We start from the raw sequence: 17,596 nt of genomic DNA on the forward strand, positions 1-17,596 counted from the left end.
AGCCCGACATGATCAAACGCCTGCTTGTTGTTCTCGCCAGCGCCTCGTTGTTGTTCATCAGCAATGCCCGGGCCGAAACCAGTCCCGACACCGATCTGGTGCTGCTCACCGAGAACTTCCCGCCGTACAACATGGCGAAGAACGGCAAGAATTTCGCCCAGGGCGACAACATCAACGGTATTGCCACGGACATCGTTCGCGAGATGTTCCAGCGCGCCGGCCTCACTTACAGCCTGACCCTGCGTTTCCCCTGGGAACGTGTCTACAAGCTCGCCCTGGAAAATCCCGGTTATGGGGCCTTCGTCATGGCGCGCCTGCCTGATCGCGAAAGACTCTTCAAATGGGTCGGCCCGATCGGACCCGACGACTGGATCCTGCTGGCCAGGGCTGACAGCAAGATAACCCTGGAAACCCTCAATGATGCGCGCAAATACAGGATCGGCGCCTACAAGGGCGATGCGATTGCCGAGACCCTGACCAAACAGGGCCTCAAACCGCTGGTGGTGCTGCGCGATCAGGACAATGCGAAGAAACTCGTCAACGGCCAGATCGATCTCTGGGCTACCGGGGATCCTGCCGGCCGTTATCTGGCGCGGCAGGATGGCGTGACCGGTCTGAAGACCGTGCTGCGCTTCAACAGCGCCGAACTGTATCTGGCACTGAACAAGGATGTGTCAGATACAGTCGTTGCCAGGTTGCAGGCTGCGCTTGATCAGATGCGCAAGGACGGAGTTGTCGACGAGATCATGGGACGCTATCTGTAGTCACTGGCAACTCTGTGCTTGTTGGCAACGCTGCGGCTTCGTTATCCGTTTCGTCCTCGACTGTTGTGCTTTGCATGTGCGCGGCCTCGGCAGGCAGGACTGTCGCGTTTGGTTGCGGTGGTGTGTACACGCTGAAATGCAGGTTCTTGCCATCGGTGTAGCTGACGACGCTGCCGATCTGTGTGCCGTCCGCGCGCAGCAGCTTATAGTCACTCTGAGTCAGATACACCGCCATCGAGCTGTTGCTGGCCACGATAGCCGCGACCTCGATAGGTGCCGGGTTGAGCCATTCGTTCGAGTGCATTTCACACTGGGTGAAATCATTGTTCAACCGCGCCGAAAACAGAAAGGGTTGGGACAGATTGCTCTGCCACTGTGCGCCGAACTCGATCAAAGTGGCGCTGGTAAACAGGCGCAGTCTATCGTTTTGTTGCAGGCGGGGGGCGACCCAGCGGACGGTCTTGTTGCTGTCTTCCGTGTTGTGGCAATGGCCAACGAGCTGATAATGATCCGTGCGCTGTAGCAGATACTCAGGTGACTGACTGAGCTGTTGGCGTCGGGTGAGCTGTGGGTCTTTTACGATGAACCAAGGCAGTCGCGCGCTGTAGGCAGGTTGCTCGGGCACCCGCAGGTCGGGTGGCGTGACATCCGCAAGGACTGGCACGGCGGGGCGTGCATTGACGTCAATCTCAATCGGGATACGCAGGGAATAAATGGTGAAATTGGCGGGTTTGGAATAACTCTTCAAGCCGACGAAGGTGCCGGGCGCCAGATGGATTTCATCCGCAGGCGCCGAAGGCGGAACGGCGCTCCACGTGCTGATGCTTTGTCGGGCTCCACTGCCCTTGTCTGTCCACACCGATTCAGCCAGGCCGGAAGCAATCAAGAGGTCGGCACGGACGCAACGGACAGCGTTCAAGGAAGGCTTTGAGTGACCGTCGGAGCAGACCGAACCGAGCGCTACATACCCTTGCGGAGGAATGGGTCGCCAGATCGCCCCGTCCTTTTTCGAGCCTGAGCCTGTGTCTTGCCAGATCAGTTCATAGTCGTCAGGACGGCGCAACGCGCTGCCTTTTGCGGGATCCGCACTGGGTGTCGCCGCTTCGCAAACCACAGCCACCGCATGTCTGTCAGTAATGTTGTCATGGTCATCAATCGCCACGTCGCCCAACGGAAAGTAACCCGGCAGCACATCGGCAGGTGGCGTGGGCCGCCAGAAGGCAGCCGGTTTTGCCCGGGATCCAGCGGTATCCCAGATGCGCAGAAACTCCGTCGTAAAGCTGATCAGCAAGTTGTCGTTTCGGATGGGTTGCATTTGCCTGGTTGGCAAAGCGGTAGTCTCATGAGTAGTCATTGCGATTCCTGATAGTGAAAGCGACGCATGGGCGTCGCGACCTGTTGCAGGTCGCACTATCGGAAACGGGGGCGGTTACCGGGTGGTAAATATGTATGTGTCAACGTCACAGGGCGTTACCGGTAAACGCCGTCCTTGCCATGGCCGGCCATGGCGCGGTTGCTGCGCACGCTGATCATCTGCCTGATGTCGATCCAGTCGATACCCTGCGCCTTCAGTCTGGGCAGTTCGCGCTCGAGCACCGCCAGGGTCTGCGGATACGGATGGCCGATCATCACCGCTGAACCCTGTTTGTGCGCCAGAGCGATTGCGGTCTGCAGTTGAGTGGAAATCGCCGCTTCGGTGCGTTCGTCATCGAGAAACACATCGCGGGAAACGCTGGCCAGATCGATTTTCTGTGCTTGCTGCGCAGCGACTGTCTGGGCGCTGGTGCGGCTGTCGACGAAGAACTTGTGCCGGTGCTGCAACTCAGCCATCAGCCACGCCATCGCCGCCGGCTGCGCGGTCATGCGGCTGCCCATGTGATTGTTGATGCCGGCAGTGAACGGGACTTTCTCGAACGCGGCATTCAGGCGTTTCTGCAGTTCTTCGATGGGCAGTTCGGGGTGCCAGGCGTACGGTCCGGTGGCCGGGTCCATCGGCATGTGCAGGATGACGATCTTGCCGGCGCGATGGGCCTCGCGGGCAAACTCGGTGGCGTGGGGCGTATCGGGCATGATCGCTGCCGTGACCGGGCCGGGCAGGGCGAGCACGCGGCGATCCCGGGGCAGATTCTGCCCCAGGTCATCGATGATCAGTGTCAGGTAGGCTTTGTGCGGCGTGGAGCCGGCGGGCTCCGCTTGGGCAAAACCCGCCAGACAGCACAACAGAGCGCAGACGAAACGCAGCAACATCCTCAGCGGCCGGAGGTGATGCTCAGGCCTTTGAGCAGGCTCAGGGCCTGGGCCAACTGGTAATCGTCATCCTGCGGCATGGCTTTGGCCTTGCCAGCCGAACCACTCGGTTTGTCGGCGCCGCCGTTGCCGTTGCCCAGGTGACCTTGCAGATCGGCTTCCTTGAAGTATTCGCTGTCGGCTTCGTTGGTGATCTTGGCGCGGCGCACTTCGATGTCCGGCACGATGCCCTGGGCCTGGATCGAGCGGCCGTTCGGCGTGAAATACAGCGCGGTGGTGATCTTCAGTGCGCGGTCGTTGTTCAGCGGCAGCACGGTCTGCACCGAGCCCTTGCCGAAACTGGTGGTGCCCATGACCACGGCACGTTTCTGGTCCTGCAGGGCGCCGGCGACGATTTCCGAAGCCGAGGCACTGCCGCCGTTGATCAGCACGACCATCGGCACCGCTTCGCTCTCGTCCTTGCCGGTGGCGGAGAAGCGCAATTCGGAGTTGGCGATGCGGCCCTTGGTGTAGACGATCAGGCCTTTGGTGATGAAGTGGTCGACCACTTCCACCGCCGATTGCAGCACGCCACCCGGGTTGTTGCGCAGGTCGAGAATGATGCCGTTGAGCTTCTTGCCGTTGTCCTTGCGCAATTTGGCCAGCGCCTTGGAGACTTCTTCGCCGGTCTTGACCTGGAACTGGGTAATGCGGATGTAGCCGTAGCCCGATTCCAGCAGCTGCGCCTTGACGCTCTTGACCTGAATCACCGCCCGCGCCAAGGTCACGTCGAATGGCGTGCCGCCGTCGCGAACCAGGGTCAGGGTGATTTTCTGGCCGATCTTGCCGCGCATCTTGTCGACGGCTTCGGTCATGGTCTGGCCGCGGGTTGGCTGGCCGTTGATCTTGACGATGAAGTCGCCAGCCTGAATGCCGGCCTTCGACGCCGGGGTGTCGTCGATCGGCGAGACAACCTTGATGAAGCCGTCCTCGGCGCCGACTTCGATGCCCAGGCCGCCGAATTCACCGCTGGTGCTTTCCTGCAGCTCGGTGAAGTCTTCCGGGCCAAGGTAGGCCGAATGCGGATCGAGGTTGCTGAGCATGCCCTTGATCGCGTTTTCCAACAGGGTCTTGTCGTCTACAGGCTCGACATACGCGGCTTTGATCCGGTCCATGACCTCGGCGAAGGTGCGCAGCTCTTCCAGCGGCAGCGGCGCCTTGGCGGTCGCGGCAGTGCCTGCCGGAGCGACGGTCGGGGCCGGTTGTGCGGCGAACGCCAGAGGCGCGCCGATCACCAGAGCGATCGTCAGGGCCAGCGAGGTAAGGCGGGACAAATGCAGCATGTCGAACGAACTCCTGAATTAGATGCCGTGCTTATCCTTGCGCACGACACCATTGCGCCGGATCACTCGGGTGACCCTGCTGACGAATTGCGAAATACAGCGCTGGCGTGTCCTGACCGCCACTGTTACCGACAGTGGAAATCGACTCGCCAGCCTTGACCACATCACCCGCCGACTTGAGCAGCGTCTGGTTGTGGCCGTAGAGACTCAGAAAACCGTTGCCGTGATCGAGGATCACCAGCAAGCCGGCACCGCGCAGCCAATCGGCGAACACCACGCGCCCGCCGTGTACAGCGTGCACCTGGCTGCCGGCGGAAGCGCTGATCATCACGCCATCCCATTTGGTGCGGGCATCGTCGCCACGGCTTTCACCGAAGCGTGCGAGTAATCGACCATCAACCGGCCACGGAAGTTTTCCCCGGGATGCAGCAAATGGCCCGCCAAAGGTTTCGCCGCTGCTCGATACCAGCGCGCCGGGGCTTGATCTGACGGGTTTTCGTGGGGCGTCGCTGTTTTCAGCCTGCGCCTCACGCAAACGCTTTTTTTCCGCTTCCTGCTGGGCGATCAGCGCTTTCTGTCGCGCTTCTTCTGCCTCACGAGCTTGGCGGGCCAGGGTTTCTTCAATGGTTTTAAGGACTTTAGACAGGTCTGCCTGATCCTGCTCGCGGGCGGCGAGTTTCTGGTCGCGGGCCTTCACGTCGTCATTGAGTCTGGCGAGAACCTGCTGGCGCTCCTTGCGGACTTTCTCGAGTGCTTCGCGCTGCGTGTCGAGGTCGCTTTTCTGCACCAGCAACTGCGCTTGCTGCAGACCGATGTCTTTTTCGACATTGGCCAGTTGGCGCAGGGTTTCGTTGAAGTTCTTCAACTGCTCCAGGCGTGCCTGGCTCAGGTAGTCGTAATAGGTGAAGGTGCGGGCGAACTTCTCGGGGTTCTGCTGATTGAGCAGCAGCTTGAGGTATTCCTGGCGGCCGTTCTGGTAGGCCGCACGGGCCTGAATGGCGATCAGTCGCTGCTGTTCAGTGCGCGCGCTCTGGAGTTTTTTTTTCTCTGCATCGAGCCGCTGTAGCTCGGATTCGCTTTTCTGCAGTTCTTTCTGCAGCGCGTCGACCTGCTTCTGCAGCTTGCCCATCTCGGTTTCAGTGCCCTTGAGCTCTTTCTGCACGCCGGACTTTTCTTCCTGCAACTTGCCCAGGAGCTTTTTCAGCTCGGCGATATCCTGACGCGTGGCCTCCAACTGCTGTTGGGTTTGCGCGCGCTCGTCGGCGAAGGCCGGCTGGAGCAGACAGGTCAGAGCAAGGGCGATCAGGACGCGAAGCATAGGGGCGGGCGGCACCAGGGTAAGGGACGGCCTAGTATGCCCGCCCGAGGCTGCAAAAAAAACGCCCAATTGGGGCTGTGTGATAACTGGACAGAAAAACACCGCAAAACCAATGTGGGAGCGAGCCTGCTCGCGAAAGCGGTGCGTCAGGCGACATCGCTGTCGACTGATCCACCGTATTCGCGAGCAGGCTCGCTCCCACAGGGATTGGCGGTGTTTATACGAGGATCGAGGTACCTGTCATCTCCGCCGGTTTTTCCAGGCCCAGCAGCATCAGCATGGTCGGTGCCACGTCCGCCAGCACGCCGCCTTCGCGCACTTTCAGGTCGCGTTTGCCGACGTAGATGAACGGCACCGGCTCGGTGGTATGCGCGGTGTGCGCCTGACCAGTGGATTCATCGGCCATTTGCTCGACGTTGCCGTGGTCAGCGGTGATCAGTGCTTCGCCGCCGACCTTTTCCAGCGCCTCGACGATGCGACCGACGCAAGTGTCCAGGCACTCGACCGCTTTCACCGCCGCGTCGAACACGCCGCTGTGGCCGACCATGTCGCCGTTGGCGTAGTTGACCACGATCACGTCGTAACGCTGGTTTTCAATGGCGTCGACGATGCGGTCAGTAACTTCCGGGGCGCTCATTTCCGGCTGCAAGTCATAGGTAGCGACTTTCGGCGACGGGATCAGGATGCGCTCTTCGCCCGGGAACGGTTCTTCGCGACCGCCGGAGAAGAAGAAGGTCACGTGGGCGTATTTTTCGGTTTCAGCGATGCGCAGCTGGGTCTTGCCGTTTTTCGCCAGATAATCGCCGAGAACGTTTTCCAGGCTGCCGGCGGCGAAGGCCGACGGTGCCGGAATGCTTGCGGCGTACTGGGTCAGCATGACGAAACCGGCCAGTTTTGGCTGGCGGGCGCGCGCGAATTCCTTGAAATCGTCTTCGACGAACACGCGGGTCAGCTCGCGGGCGCGGTCGGCACGGAAGTTCATGAACACCACGGCATCGCCGTCTTCGACTTTCACCGGCTCGCCGATGGAGGTGGCTTTGACGAACTCGTCGCTTTCGCCACGGGCGTAGGCAGCTTCAAGACCTTCCTGAGCGGTGGCGGCGTTGAATTCGCCGTTGCCGTCGACGATCAGGTTGTAGGCCTGGGCGACGCGATCCCAACGGTTGTCACGGTCCATGGCGAAATAGCGGCCGATGATGCTGGCGATCCGGCCTTTGCCCAATGCCTGGAACGTCGCGTCGAGCAGTTCGATCGACGAGGCAGCGCTCTTCGGCGGTGTGTCACGGCCATCGAGGAAGGCGTGCAGATAGATTTTTTCGGCGCCGCGCTTGAAGGCCAGTTCGGCCATGGCGATCAGGTGATCCTGGTGGCTGTGCACGCCGCCATCGGACAGCAGGCCCATGAAATGCACGGCTTTGCCGGCGGCCACGGCTTTATCGACAGCGGCGCAGATGGTCGGGTTTTCGAAGAATTCGCCGTCGCGGATCGCTTTGGTCACACGGGTGAAGTCCTGATACACCACGCGCCCGGCGCCGAGGTTCATGTGGCCGACTTCGGAGTTGCCCATCTGGCCATCCGGCAGGCCGACGTCCATGCCGCTGCCTGAGATCAAGCCGTTTGGCACGGTGGCCCACAGACGATCCAGCACGGGTTTCTTCGCCGCGAACACGGCATTGGATTCGGGGCTGTCGCTGTGACCGAAGCCGTCGAGAATCATCAGGACCAAAGGTTTGGGCGTAGTCGTCATGGAATCCACTCGTGGCTGATAAAGAAGAGGCGATGGAAAACGGAGTTGGAGTTTAAAGCGAAGTTCCGACCGCGTCACCGCCGGACGGGGTTTGGCCGACCATAGTGGCTGTGTATACTGGCCGACATTTTAACGCCCTGGAACCTCCTTCGATGGTTGCTCACCTGATTGAATTTGCCACTAACCACTACATTCTTGTCGGTATTTTCGTCGTACTGCTGGCTCTGTTGCTGGCGCACACGATGCAGGGCGGCGGCAAGAGCCTGAGCACCGGCGAGCTGACCGCACTGGTCAATAAAGATGCAGGCGTGGTGGTGGACATCCGTCCGGCCAAGGATTATGCCGCCGGCCACATCGTCGGCGCGGTGAACATCCCGCAAGACAAGCTGGCCGCTCGCGTCGGCGAGCTGGAAAAGCACAAGGCCAAGACCATCATTCTGGTCGATGCCCTCGGTCAGACCGCCGGCACCCACGCCCGCGAACTGATGAAGTCCGGCTTCACCGCCGCCAAGCTGTCCGGCGGGATTTCCAGCTGGAAGGGCGACAACCTGCCATTGGTGAAATGACATGAGCGAAGTCATCGTCTACTCCAGCGATTACTGCCCCTACTGCTCGCGCGCCAAGCATCTGCTCGCCAGCAAAGGCGTGGCCTTCGAAGAGATCAAGGTCGATGGCAAGCCGCAGCTGCGTGCCGAAATGACCAAAAAGGCCGGGCGCACGTCCGTGCCGCAGATCTGGATCGGCTCTAAGCACATCGGCGGTTGCGATGATTTATATGCCCTGGAGCGCGCCGGCAAACTCGACGCGCTGCTCAAGGGCTGAACGGCTGCACCCACGTACAGCACTCCCTAAAAGACCCAAGATCGATAAGGATCTGAGATGACTGACCAACAGAACACTGCAGCCAGCGAAGAAGAAACCGCACCGCAATTCTCCTTGCAGCGCATCTACGTACGCGACCTGTCCTTCGAAGCCCCGAAAAGCCCGGCGATCTTTCGCCAGCAGTGGGATCCGGCGGTCGGTCTGGATCTGAACACTCGGCAGAAAGCGCTGGAAGGCGATTTCTACGAAGTGGTGTTGACCCTGTCGGTGACCGTGAAGAACGGTGAAGAAGTCGCCTTCATCGCTGAAGTGCAGCAGGCCGGTATATTCCTGATCAAGAACCTCGATGCGGCTTCGATGAGCCACACCCTCGGTGCGTTCTGCCCGAACATCCTGTTCCCTTACGCCCGCGAAACCCTCGACAGCCTGGTTACCCGTGGCTCGTTCCCGGCGCTGATGCTGGCCCCGGTGAACTTCGACGCCCTGTACGCGCAAGAGCTGCAGCGCATGCAGGAAAGCGGGGACGCACCAACCGTTCAATAACGGCGCGGATACGCATCGCGGGCAAGCCCGCTCCCACAGGTTTTGCACATTCCTGTGGGAGCGGGCTTGCCCGCGATTGTTTTGGTCAGGTGAAAATTATTTGAAGTCGTTCTGCCGCCACGCTTCGTACACGGCGACCGCCACAGTGTTGGACAGATTCAGGCTGCGGCAGCCCTCGCGCATCGGCAGGCGCAGGCGTTGTTCGCCGGGCAGGGCGTCGAGCACGTCCGCGGGCAGGCCCCGGCTTTCCGGGCCGAACAGAAACGCATCGCCGGGCACGAACGCGGCATCATGGAACGGCCGCGAACCCTTGGTGGTGAAGGCGAACACGCGCGGGTTGCCCAGACTTTCCAGACAGCTGGCCAGGTCCGCGTGACGCTGCAACGTGGCATATTCGTGGTAGTCGAGACCGGCACGGCGCAGGCGCTTGTCGTCCATCTCGAAACCCAGTGGTTCGATCAAATGCAGGTGGCAGCCGCTGTTGGCGCACAGCCTGATAACGTTGCCGGTATTCGGCGGAATTTCTGGTTGAAAAAGGATGACGTGAAACATGCACGGCTCCGAAGGTAAAGATGACGCGCATTCTACGCCGCAAGCGGACCCGCGTTCGAAACTATTCCCGCGCGTCATTGGTTCGCTGGCGATCGTCGGGATGATGATCGGCTTGATGATCGGCCGCCTGACCACGCCAGACCCGAGCGTGCTGGAGAGGGTCGAGGTCACCGAAGGCGGCCTGGTAGTGTGGTTCAACAACGAACCGAAACTGCACGGCGAGATCATCGATGGCACCATCGCGCTGCTGTTTCAGGCCGAAGGTCGGGCGCAGAAAGGCCAGCTCAGGCTCAACGGCAAGGACGTCAACTGGCGCACGCGCAAGAGTGATGGCGGATTGTTGCTGACGGTGCTGGCAGCGCGCCCATTGCAGGGCGACTGGGTCGGTAGCGAGGTCGATGATCGCTGGCGACTGGAGATCCGCTTGAGCGAGCCCTAGCGGGAAGTCATCCTTGCTGATGTTCGTTCCTACACTGTTTTAGGTCGTTTCCCACTGCGGCCGTCGCCCTTTCCCATCTCCGTCAGATGCTCGTCCACGCTATCGTTCGCCCCTTCAAACGGCAGGATGCCGATACCAAGCGTGCCCTTGCATGAATGCATGGGGCGTTTTTTTCAAGGATGAAGATATGCCAGTAAAACCACCGCGCGGTGGCAGTACCCCCGTTGATGTGAATGCTTCCGCCGGCGCGAGTCGATCGGCCGAAGTTGATACGTCGCTGCCGACAACATCGGGCCGCCGAGGTTCCGCATCGGATATTTCTGTGGATCATTCGCGCCCGGGAGACGGGGCGTCCGACGGCACCGCCGGGAATGAAACCAAGCCGCTTGCGGTGGTAATGGTCCACGCGGCTAGCGCTGAGGCGCTTGTTATTCCCGGTCCGTCGTCGTTGGAAAACTACCTGATCAGTGCCGGTTCAACGCTTCCAGACGCCAACAGCAGCGGACTCAGAGTGTTCAAGAGCCGCACTTATGTTGATCTGTCCATCGGCGGGACTGTGCTTGTCGGGGCGGATCCGGATACGGGACTTTATCGCGCCCGGCGTTCGAGTGAATTGCGTCCCTCTGGCCCCGTGCTGGAGCGCGATAGCGCTAGCGGCTTGTGGCGTTTGCACGAGGATGTTGGCGCGACCATTCGAGAACAATTCAAGAGATCGTTTCCTGAGGCAGCCGATGAACACGCGCAGCACTTTAACAACCGATTTGGTGACAGGGACAGCGCAGAGATTGAACTTGAGCGGATCAAGTTTGGGTTTCCTCAACTGGACCGCGAACTCGGCGCATGGGAGAAGGCTTACAAGGGCTCTGATACCGAGGAGCGCGATCGGCGCTTTGCTCTGGGAGCCAAGGTGCGTCAATTGTTCAAGTGGCTAGGCGATGCATCGGAAAGAATCCATCAGGAGGGATTTCAGACAGGGTTTGTCCTGAAACTGGCTTTTGGAAGGAAGAGGAACTTCGCTCTCCCGGTTTTATCTACACGACTCGATTCCATAGTTGCCCTTGAAATCACAGAGGGGGCCGTAGGTAAACTCGAAGGTCTGTTCAAGAGCTTGTCCCACATTGAAACGCTGAAAGTGCAAGCGTCACTTGATGGCTTACCTGCCGGGATCGAAACACTCACAGAGCTGAAAGTCCTCGACATGAGCCGAACCGGAGTCCTATTCAAGCCGGCCGATGTGGATCGCTTCACACGCATGAGCCGCCTGCAGGAGTTGAACCTCGAAAATGGCAGGGTACTGCACGCTCCGTCAGTCCGCGGTCTTACCGAGTTACGCGTATTGAATCTTCGATATACCGGTATAAATGCCTTGCCGGCTGGACTGAGTGAAATGCCCGGCCCGTCACGTTTACAAGTGCTTGATTTGGGTCGGAATCGGGGCCTGAAAGTCGCACCTGACGTAAGTGCAATGTCCGAGCTGCGAATATTGGATCTGGCGGATACGGGGATAAGCAGGCTTCCGGTAGGGCTTGATTCCGGGAGTGGGCCTTCGCGGCTCGAAATATTGAACCTCAGCGCCAATGATCTTTATGTGGCGCCTTCGCTTAGAGGGATGACTGCATTGCAGGAGCTGGATCTGAGCTGGACCCGTATAGACAGACTTCCCGAGGGCATTACGGCCGATATCCCCAAGACGAAATTGATACTTAAAGGCAACGATATTCAAACGATCCCCGAATCGCTTGAGCTCAGGAAAGGCTTCGACCTTTCATACAATCCGATTTCCGACCCGGCTGCCCTGCGGCGATTCATTTTTGCTCGGCGACAAACAGGCACAGATGTCTGGCTGGGGCGAGGAAGTACTGACCTGTCTGCAAATCTTTGGCTGAAGAATGTGCCGCCAGCACAATTGCCCGACAAGCTGGCGCTCTGGAACCGATGGTCGAGCGTTCCCGAAAGCGACCTGATGTTACGTATCCGGCACTTGAGTGGCACGCCAGAATTTCACATCGAGCGTCCGCTATTGCAACGCCGCGTCTGGGCATTCCTCGAGGCATTTGACAAGGCTGACGCTGTCGAACAGGCACAGCTCAGAGCTGTTGCTGGAAGGTTCACGGAAAATGAACCAATTATTGGCGTCATGCTGGAAAGACTGGAAGCCGAAATTGAAAAATTTGATGCACGGCGCCAACACGTGCCACCGCATCAGTTACCCAAGCGACCGAGATTTGAATGAACGCAAGTTCATGCCTCGGCGCGCGATATAAAACCGGGAATTCCTGACCCGCCTGTATTCAGATTGCTCCAAGGCACAGCTCATTGCGCTGCGGTCTGAGTCCGAGGCGGGCAATCTCTGTCGCGCTCTCATTTCCCCCTTGCATGATGCAGGGGGCATTTTTTTCAAGGATGAAAACATGCCATTAAAACCAGCCAAAGGTGGCTCTGCCCGCGCGAAAGTGGACGCTTCCACCAGTCCGACCCGACCGGACGACATCGATATCGAGCTCGCCGGCACATCACGTCGGGGAGGCGCCGGCGCGGCTTCCTCCGCCGATCATCTGGCGTCGCGCGCCGGCCCGTCCAGCGCTATCGACGCAGACGCCACTCGTGCGACTGCGGCAGTCGTGGTTAATGCGCTCCCTGCTCAAGCCAGTCTGCCAGCGTCTCAACCCACGCTGGACCATTACGTGATCAATGCCCGCGCAATGCTTCCAGAACTCAACAGCGAAGGACTAAGGGTGCTCAATCAACGCACCTACGTTGACGTGGCCGATGGTGACCTCGTTCTTGTCGCCGTGGATCCGCAGACGGGTCTGCAGCGTGCCCGCCGGCCAAGCGAGTTGTTGCCAGGTCCGGTGATGCTGCGCGATGCGGACAGCGGACTCTGGTATGCGCGCGAAGTCGTTGAGCCAACCACGCGAGCGCAGATCGAACGATATTTTCCGCAGGCGACCGATCAACAGGTGGAAAACCTTATTGCCCGATTCGGTGACAAGGATGTGGCAGACGTGGAGCTCAAACGGGTCCAGTCCGGGCTTGCTCAGATGGAACGGGATATGGCAATTCTTGATGGCACAGGGAGTTTCGTTGCCAGAGAAATGGCAAGCAGACTGCGCAGACTTTATACGTGGCAAGGCGATCCTGATGAGCGGGTCTACCACGATGATCGGCTGGCGGGGTTCAAGATCGAGATCGATCTCAACGCTTGGCCGACCCATCGAACTTTTCCAACAACATTCAATTCCATTGCTTCTCTCACCCTGAGGGACGGGAGTCAGCTCAACCTGGAGGCTTTCCTCAGGCAGTTTCCCAACGTCGACCGGGTACTCATCAATCCACCGTCTCAGTATCGGACTTTTTCGAAGCTCAGGATCGAGAATGGTTCTGTTGAGCAGTCGACGTTGCGCCGTTTCAGGGAGCTGCACCTGCAAGACTGCATCTTGCCCGATGATTTTTCGCTGGCTGGCATGACCAGACTGCAATTGCTTACGCTGGGTAACATTCAGCAGGGGCCGGACTTGATTGCTCTGGTCAATCAACTGCCAGAACGCTCACAGTTGCAGTTGCTGGACTTGAACCAAAATCCCTACTTGAAGGCCGCACCACCCATTGTGGGGATGACGCAGTTGCGTGTACTGGACCTGACGATGACTGGAATACACCAGTTGCCTGTCGGGCTGGGGGCTGAAAACGGGCCGTCACGCCTGGAAGTGCTGAGACTTGGATATAACCCGTTATCCGTTGTGCCTTCGCTCAAGGGAATGAATGCACTGCAGGAACTCGATCTTTTCGGCACGGGTCTGGACAGGTTTCCTGAAGGCATCACGTCTCAGTTGCCAGGGAAAGTGTTGAATCTGGCGAATAACCGTATTTCAGCCATCCCCGAATCTGTTGAACTTCGAGCAGGCCTCAATCTCAGTGGTAATCCTGTAACTGATCCGGCTCAACTTCAGCGCCTGATGGATGCACGTATTAAAACAGGCTCTGACATTTGGCTGGGTGGAGAGAGTATTGACCGATCGGTAAATCCCTGGTTACGGCATTCACCGTTGGAAGAACTACCTGAACAATTGAAGCTCTGGGAAAGGACCGGCGATTCCACATGCCGCCAAGGAATCTTGAAGCTTACTCGTCTGCCCGACTTTCATCTTGACCGACCATTCTTGCAGCAGCGAGTTTGGCGGTTCCTGGACGTCTACAGCAAGGCTGGCGCCAGGGATGTGTTTACCATGAGGAGTATCATGTCCAGTGAACTCAGCCCTGGGAAAATGCTCGACCGACTGGAAGCGGAAATCTATTCGCAAAGCGAGCCTATGCCCTCGGCCACGGATCTGCTCCGCGAATCCGGCAGTATCGTCCAGCCCCCCCGTATACGAGACGAGTCGGCCTCGCGAGCGCTGGTACGAAAATATTTTCCGGAGGCGACCGATCAGCACGCAGATCACTTTATCGCCAACTTCGGCGACAAGCGCGCGGCAGAGTTGGAACTCCAACGCATGCAGCTCGGAATTCCAGAACTGGATCGCCAGGTCAACGCTGCGTTTGAACAAAGCCCTCACACTCAAATGTGGCGCAAGTTGCGTCGTCTGTACAAATGGCAAGGGGAGCCTGATGAGTTGGTCTTCCACGATGCTCGACCGGTGGGTTTCAAGACGTCTATCAGTCTTGATCTATGGGGGGATGACCTGCAGTTACCTCTGCAATTCAGCTCCGTTGTCTCCCTTTCCCTGACAGCAGGCATCCTGCGTAAACCGGAGACTTTCTTTGCACATTTCCCCAGTCTTGAACGTCTGACGGTCATGAGCGAAGCCTGGCAACCACGCTTCAACGCGGACCCCGGCTTCACTGAACAATTGACAAAGCTTACGCGCCTGCGCGAATTGCACCTGCAAAGGACGTCCGTACCGTCCAACTTTTCGTTGGTGGGCATGAACGAGCTGCGCATACTCGATCTTACGCAGACGGGACTGGTTCGACTTCCTGTCGGGCTTGGTGCCGATAACGTCGCGCCGGGGTTGGAAGTACTGAAACTTGGCGGTAATCCTCTCTCTGAGGTGCCTACGGTCAAAGGAATGACTGCGCTGCAGGAACTGGATCTCTCCAATACCGGCCTGGACAAGTTCCCGGAGGGCATCACATCCCAGATACCCGGGAAGGTGTTGAACCTTGCGAACAACCGTATTACTTCGATTCCCGAATCTGTTGAACTCAGGGCGGGCTTCAATCTCATGGGTAATCCTGTAACAGATCAGGCTTCACTCCGACGGCTCATACGTGCACGTATCGAAACGGGTACTGATATCTGGCTGGGAGATCTGAGCAGCGATCAGTCGTCGTTCGTCTGGCTAAGAAATGTGGATAAGGACGTCGCTGAAAAACAGCAACTATGGGACCGCGTCGGCCCCTCTGGCGGTCTCTTGAAGAACAGGATATTGCTGCTTACTCGTACGCCGGAATTTCATGCCGAGTATCCGCTTCTGCAGCGGCGGGTCTGGTCGTTCCTCAAGATCTACAGCGAACTTGGGTACGGCGAGCAGGTCCGTCTCGATGACATTTTGCTCGGTGAATTCAGCCCCGGCAAAATGCTGGACAAGCTGGAAGCAGAGATCCGCGAACGTGACTCAGGGAGGCAAAACCAGCCTTCGCATCATTTACCCAAGCGTCCGAGGCTTGATATTTAACGGCTCGACGGGCAATTCGAAACCGCAACCGCTCCATTTATGTTGGCAAGATGCCAATTTCTTCGTCCCTTGCGTAAATGCCGGGGGCGATTTTTTCAAGGATGAAAACATGCCAGGAAAACCAGCCAAAGGTGGCGCTACCCGCGCGAAAGTGGATGCTTCCACCAGTCCGACCCGACCGGACGACATTGATATCGCACTCCCCGGCACATCAGGTCGGGGAGGTTCTGGCCCGGCTTTCTCCGCCGATAATCTGGCGTCGCGCGCTACCGACGCAGACGCCACTCGTGCGACTGCAGCGGTCGTGGTTCATGCAACCCCTGCTCAAGCCAGTCTGCCAGCACCTCAACCCACGCTGGACCATTACGTGATCAACGTCCGCGCAATGCTTCCGGAGCTCAACAGCGAAGGGCTAAGGGTTCGCAATCAACGCACTTACGTTGACGTGGCCGGTGGTGACCTCGTTCTTGTCGCCGTCGATCCGCAGACGGGTCTGCATCGTGCCCGCCGGCCCAGCGAATTGTCGCCAGGTCCGGTGATGCTGCGCGATGCGGAGAGCGGACTCTGGTATGCGCGCGAAGTCGCGGAGCCAACGAGTCGGGAGCAGATACGCAAATATCTTCCGGACACGACCGATGAGGACGCGGATGCCTTCATCGCGCGGTTTGATGACAAGGATGCAGCAGAGCTTGAGCTCAAGCAGATCCAGCTTGGGCTTGCGCAACTGAACTCGACGTATATTCGCGTGCCGCGCAGTCCGGATCGTATTGTATCGGGCCCGGAATTAGATGAGGCCTCTGTAACTTGGACGACGCTACGCCAGTTATACAAATGGCAGGGCCAGCCCGATCAACGGGTCTACAGTGATGGGCGGTTTGTGGGCTACAAGCTGGATATCAATCTCACGACATGGCCAGTTCAAGAGCCGCTTTCATTGAAATTCAGCTCAGTCGTTTCTCTGACCTTAAGAGGTCGTGGGAGGCTGGACCCGGACGCGTTTTGCGCACAATTCCCCAACCTTGAAAGTCTGACGATCACTAGTCAGGTGATCAACATGAATGGCCGGGTACCGGGACGGATCTCGGTAAGATTTGTTCATTCGAAATTCAGCATGGATTTGGGCTTTGCCGAACAATTGAAAAGATTCCCGCGTTTGCAAAGGCTGCGCCTGCAGGACTGTGAACTGACGGCTGGCTTTTCGCTGCGAGGCCTTACCAGGCTACGTGAGCTATGGTTTTGCAATACATTCGAGGCGCCGGTGAGTACGTTGTACGGGCAGATGCAACGTCAGGAGCAAGTCACCTTTTCGCAAGTGGCAGCTGACGTCAGAGGGATGACTGAATTGCGGGTGCTGGATTTGAGCCACACCGGAATAGAACTGCTTCCTACCGGACTTGATGCCATTGAAGTTGCATCGAAGCTGGAAGTATTGAAACTTGGTGGCAATCCGCTTTCAGCCAGCCCGCCACTCAAAAACATGACCGCATTGCAGGAGCTGGATCTTTCCAGCACAGGGCTGGATCGATTCCCGGAGGGCATCACCGACGTTTTTCCCGGCAAAGTACTGAATCTGGCGAACTGTCGGATTACTTCGATTCCTGAATCCATCGAGCTCAGAGCGGGCTTCAATCTCATCGGCAATCCCATAACGGACCCGGCCTCTCTTCGGCGGTTGATACGTGCACGTATGGCGACGGGCACAGATATCTGGCTTGGGCAGGAAAGCAGCGATGTGTCTGCCGGTCTCTGGCTGCGCAATGTACCGCAGCAACAGATAGCCGAAAAACAAACGCTGTGGGACAGGCATTTCGGAACAACCCCACAAGCCTTGACCATGATCATTCGTCGACTGAGTCGTACGCCCGAATTTCATGTTGAGCGACCGCTTCTGCAGCGGCGCGTATGGTGGTTTCTGGATATGTATGACAAAGCCGAAGTCAACGAGCGATCCAGGCTTGACGCCATTCTTGCCACCGAAACGAGTCCTGGAAGGATGCTGGACAGGCTGGAAGAAGAGATTCGCAAATATGACGGCGGGCGGCAGAATCAGCCGTCGCACCCCCCGCCCAAGCGCTCCAGACTGGAGTGACTCGCAGGCGTCCGCAATGCCGGTGTAAAAGCGGCGATATTCAGCCTCCCTGTACCAAAGGTGCCAACCCCAACA

General features: G+C 58.5%; 14 protein-coding genes. 8 read left to right on the forward strand and 6 right to left on the reverse strand.

Annotated features, from left to right (window positions below):
• The first annotated feature begins 8 nt into the window (after positions 1–8).
• The gene (locus PS14A_RS00945; RefSeq protein ID WP_212615076.1) at positions 9–764 is read left to right on the forward strand and encodes an ABC transporter substrate-binding protein; all 756 of its coding nucleotides are present in this window, start codon (positions 9–11) and stop codon (positions 762–764) included.
• Here PS14A_RS00945 and PS14A_RS00950 read toward each other — a convergent pair.
• From PS14A_RS00950 to gpmI, 5 genes are all read right to left on the reverse strand, one after another.
• Positions 745–2,118 carry a Vps62-related protein gene (locus PS14A_RS00950; RefSeq protein WP_212615077.1) on the reverse strand — a complete coding sequence of 458 codons (1,374 nt, stop codon included), beginning with the start codon at positions 2,116–2,118 and terminating at the stop codon, positions 745–747. The genes PS14A_RS00945 and PS14A_RS00950 overlap by 20 nt on opposite strands.
• 116 nt (positions 2,119–2,234) lie before the next feature.
• The gene (locus PS14A_RS00955; RefSeq protein WP_130911995.1) at positions 2,235–3,011 is read right to left on the reverse strand and encodes a divergent polysaccharide deacetylase family protein; all 777 of its coding nucleotides are present in this window, start codon (positions 3,009–3,011) and stop codon (positions 2,235–2,237) included.
• A 2-nt stretch (positions 3,012–3,013) separates the two neighbouring features.
• Entirely contained in the window at positions 3,014–4,333 is a 1,320-nt protein-coding gene (locus PS14A_RS00960; RefSeq protein WP_042608642.1) for a S41 family peptidase, read from the reverse strand.
• Positions 4,334–4,364: 31 nt separating this feature from the next.
• Positions 4,365–5,651, reverse strand: coding sequence for a murein hydrolase activator EnvC (locus PS14A_RS00965; RefSeq protein WP_212615078.1), 1,287 nt, complete (start codon positions 5,649–5,651; stop codon positions 4,365–4,367).
• 217 nt (positions 5,652–5,868) lie between these two features.
• Complete coding sequence (gene gpmI / locus PS14A_RS00970) at positions 5,869–7,398, reverse strand: 2,3-bisphosphoglycerate-independent phosphoglycerate mutase (protein WP_016772117.1); 1,530 nt, start codon at positions 7,396–7,398, stop codon at positions 5,869–5,871.
• 152 nt (positions 7,399–7,550) lie between these two features.
• On the opposite strand from gpmI, the gene PS14A_RS00975 reads away from it, so the two are divergent.
• The 3 genes from PS14A_RS00975 to secB are packed head-to-tail and all read left to right on the forward strand — an operon-like array spanning position 7,551 to position 8,763.
• On the forward strand, positions 7,551–7,964 hold the full coding sequence (locus PS14A_RS00975) for a rhodanese-like domain-containing protein (RefSeq protein WP_016772116.1): 414 nt from the start codon (positions 7,551–7,553) through the stop codon (positions 7,962–7,964).
• A 1-nt stretch (position 7,965) separates the two neighbouring features.
• Entirely contained in the window at positions 7,966–8,220 is a 255-nt protein-coding gene (gene grxC, locus PS14A_RS00980; protein ID WP_130911997.1) for a glutaredoxin 3, read from the forward strand.
• 57 nt (positions 8,221–8,277) lie between these two features.
• Positions 8,278–8,763, forward strand: a complete 486-nt coding sequence (gene secB, locus PS14A_RS00985) for a protein-export chaperone SecB (RefSeq protein ID WP_130911998.1) — start codon at positions 8,278–8,280, stop codon at positions 8,761–8,763.
• Between the two features lie 96 nt (positions 8,764–8,859).
• Here the strand turns inward: secB and PS14A_RS00990 are convergent, their stop codons facing one another.
• Complete coding sequence (locus PS14A_RS00990) at positions 8,860–9,315, reverse strand: tRNA (cytidine(34)-2'-O)-methyltransferase (protein WP_076565159.1); 456 nt, start codon at positions 9,313–9,315, stop codon at positions 8,860–8,862.
• Between PS14A_RS00990 and PS14A_RS00995 the strand changes: the two genes are divergently transcribed.
• The 4 genes from PS14A_RS00995 to PS14A_RS01010 all read left to right on the forward strand — a co-directional run bounded on the left by PS14A_RS00995 (position 9,314) and on the right by PS14A_RS01010 (position 17,521).
• Entirely contained in the window at positions 9,314–9,754 is a 441-nt protein-coding gene (locus tag PS14A_RS00995) for a hypothetical protein (RefSeq protein WP_130911999.1), read from the forward strand. The two genes, PS14A_RS00990 and PS14A_RS00995, sit on opposite strands and share 2 nt — an antisense overlap.
• Before the next feature lie 151 nt (positions 9,755–9,905).
• Complete coding sequence (locus PS14A_RS01000; protein WP_212615079.1) at positions 9,906–11,987, forward strand: leucine-rich repeat domain-containing protein; 2,082 nt, start codon at positions 9,906–9,908, stop codon at positions 11,985–11,987.
• A 178-nt stretch (positions 11,988–12,165) separates the two neighbouring features.
• A complete protein-coding gene (locus tag PS14A_RS01005) occupies positions 12,166–15,432 on the forward strand; it encodes a leucine-rich repeat domain-containing protein (protein ID WP_212615080.1) in 3,267 nt (1,088 codons plus the stop codon).
• A gap of 109 nt (positions 15,433–15,541) precedes the next feature.
• Positions 15,542–17,521, forward strand: coding sequence for a leucine-rich repeat domain-containing protein (locus PS14A_RS01010; RefSeq protein ID WP_241669528.1), 1,980 nt, complete (start codon positions 15,542–15,544; stop codon positions 17,519–17,521).
• The last annotated feature ends 75 nt before the right edge of the window (positions 17,522–17,596 follow it).

Source organism: Pseudomonas sp. 14A (assembly GCF_018132745.1).
GTDB classification, from domain to species: domain Bacteria; phylum Pseudomonadota; class Gammaproteobacteria; order Pseudomonadales; family Pseudomonadaceae; genus Aquipseudomonas; species Aquipseudomonas mercuritolerans.

Bases quoted from the DNA above. Each gene is read 5' to 3' on its own strand.
- PS14A_RS00950 (WP_212615077.1), bottom strand. From the start codon at position 2,118: ATGACTACTCATGAGACTACCGCTTTGCCAACCAGGCAAATGCAACCC.
- PS14A_RS00960 (WP_042608642.1), bottom strand. From the start codon at position 4,333: ATGCTGCATTTGTCCCGCCTTACCTCGCTGGCCCTGACGATCGCTCTG.
- PS14A_RS01005 (WP_212615080.1), top strand. From the start codon at position 12,166: ATGCCATTAAAACCAGCCAAAGGTGGCTCTGCCCGCGCGAAAGTGGAC.
- grxC (WP_130911997.1), top strand. From the start codon at position 7,966: ATGAGCGAAGTCATCGTCTACTCCAGCGATTACTGCCCCTACTGCTCG.
- PS14A_RS00965 (WP_212615078.1), bottom strand. From the start codon at position 5,651: ATGCTTCGCGTCCTGATCGCCCTTGCTCTGACCTGTCTGCTCCAGCCG.
- secB (WP_130911998.1), top strand. From the start codon at position 8,278: ATGACTGACCAACAGAACACTGCAGCCAGCGAAGAAGAAACCGCACCG.
- PS14A_RS00995 (WP_130911999.1), top strand. From the start codon at position 9,314: ATGCACGGCTCCGAAGGTAAAGATGACGCGCATTCTACGCCGCAAGCG.
- PS14A_RS01000 (WP_212615079.1), top strand. From the start codon at position 9,906: ATGAATGCATGGGGCGTTTTTTTCAAGGATGAAGATATGCCAGTAAAA.
- PS14A_RS01010 (WP_241669528.1), top strand. From the start codon at position 15,542: ATGCCAGGAAAACCAGCCAAAGGTGGCGCTACCCGCGCGAAAGTGGAT.
- PS14A_RS00955 (WP_130911995.1), bottom strand. From the start codon at position 3,011: ATGTTGCTGCGTTTCGTCTGCGCTCTGTTGTGCTGTCTGGCGGGTTTT.
- PS14A_RS00945 (WP_212615076.1), top strand. From the start codon at position 9: ATGATCAAACGCCTGCTTGTTGTTCTCGCCAGCGCCTCGTTGTTGTTC.
- PS14A_RS00975 (WP_016772116.1), top strand. From the start codon at position 7,551: ATGGTTGCTCACCTGATTGAATTTGCCACTAACCACTACATTCTTGTC.
- PS14A_RS00990 (WP_076565159.1), bottom strand. From the start codon at position 9,315: ATGTTTCACGTCATCCTTTTTCAACCAGAAATTCCGCCGAATACCGGC.
- gpmI (WP_016772117.1), bottom strand. From the start codon at position 7,398: ATGACGACTACGCCCAAACCTTTGGTCCTGATGATTCTCGACGGCTTC.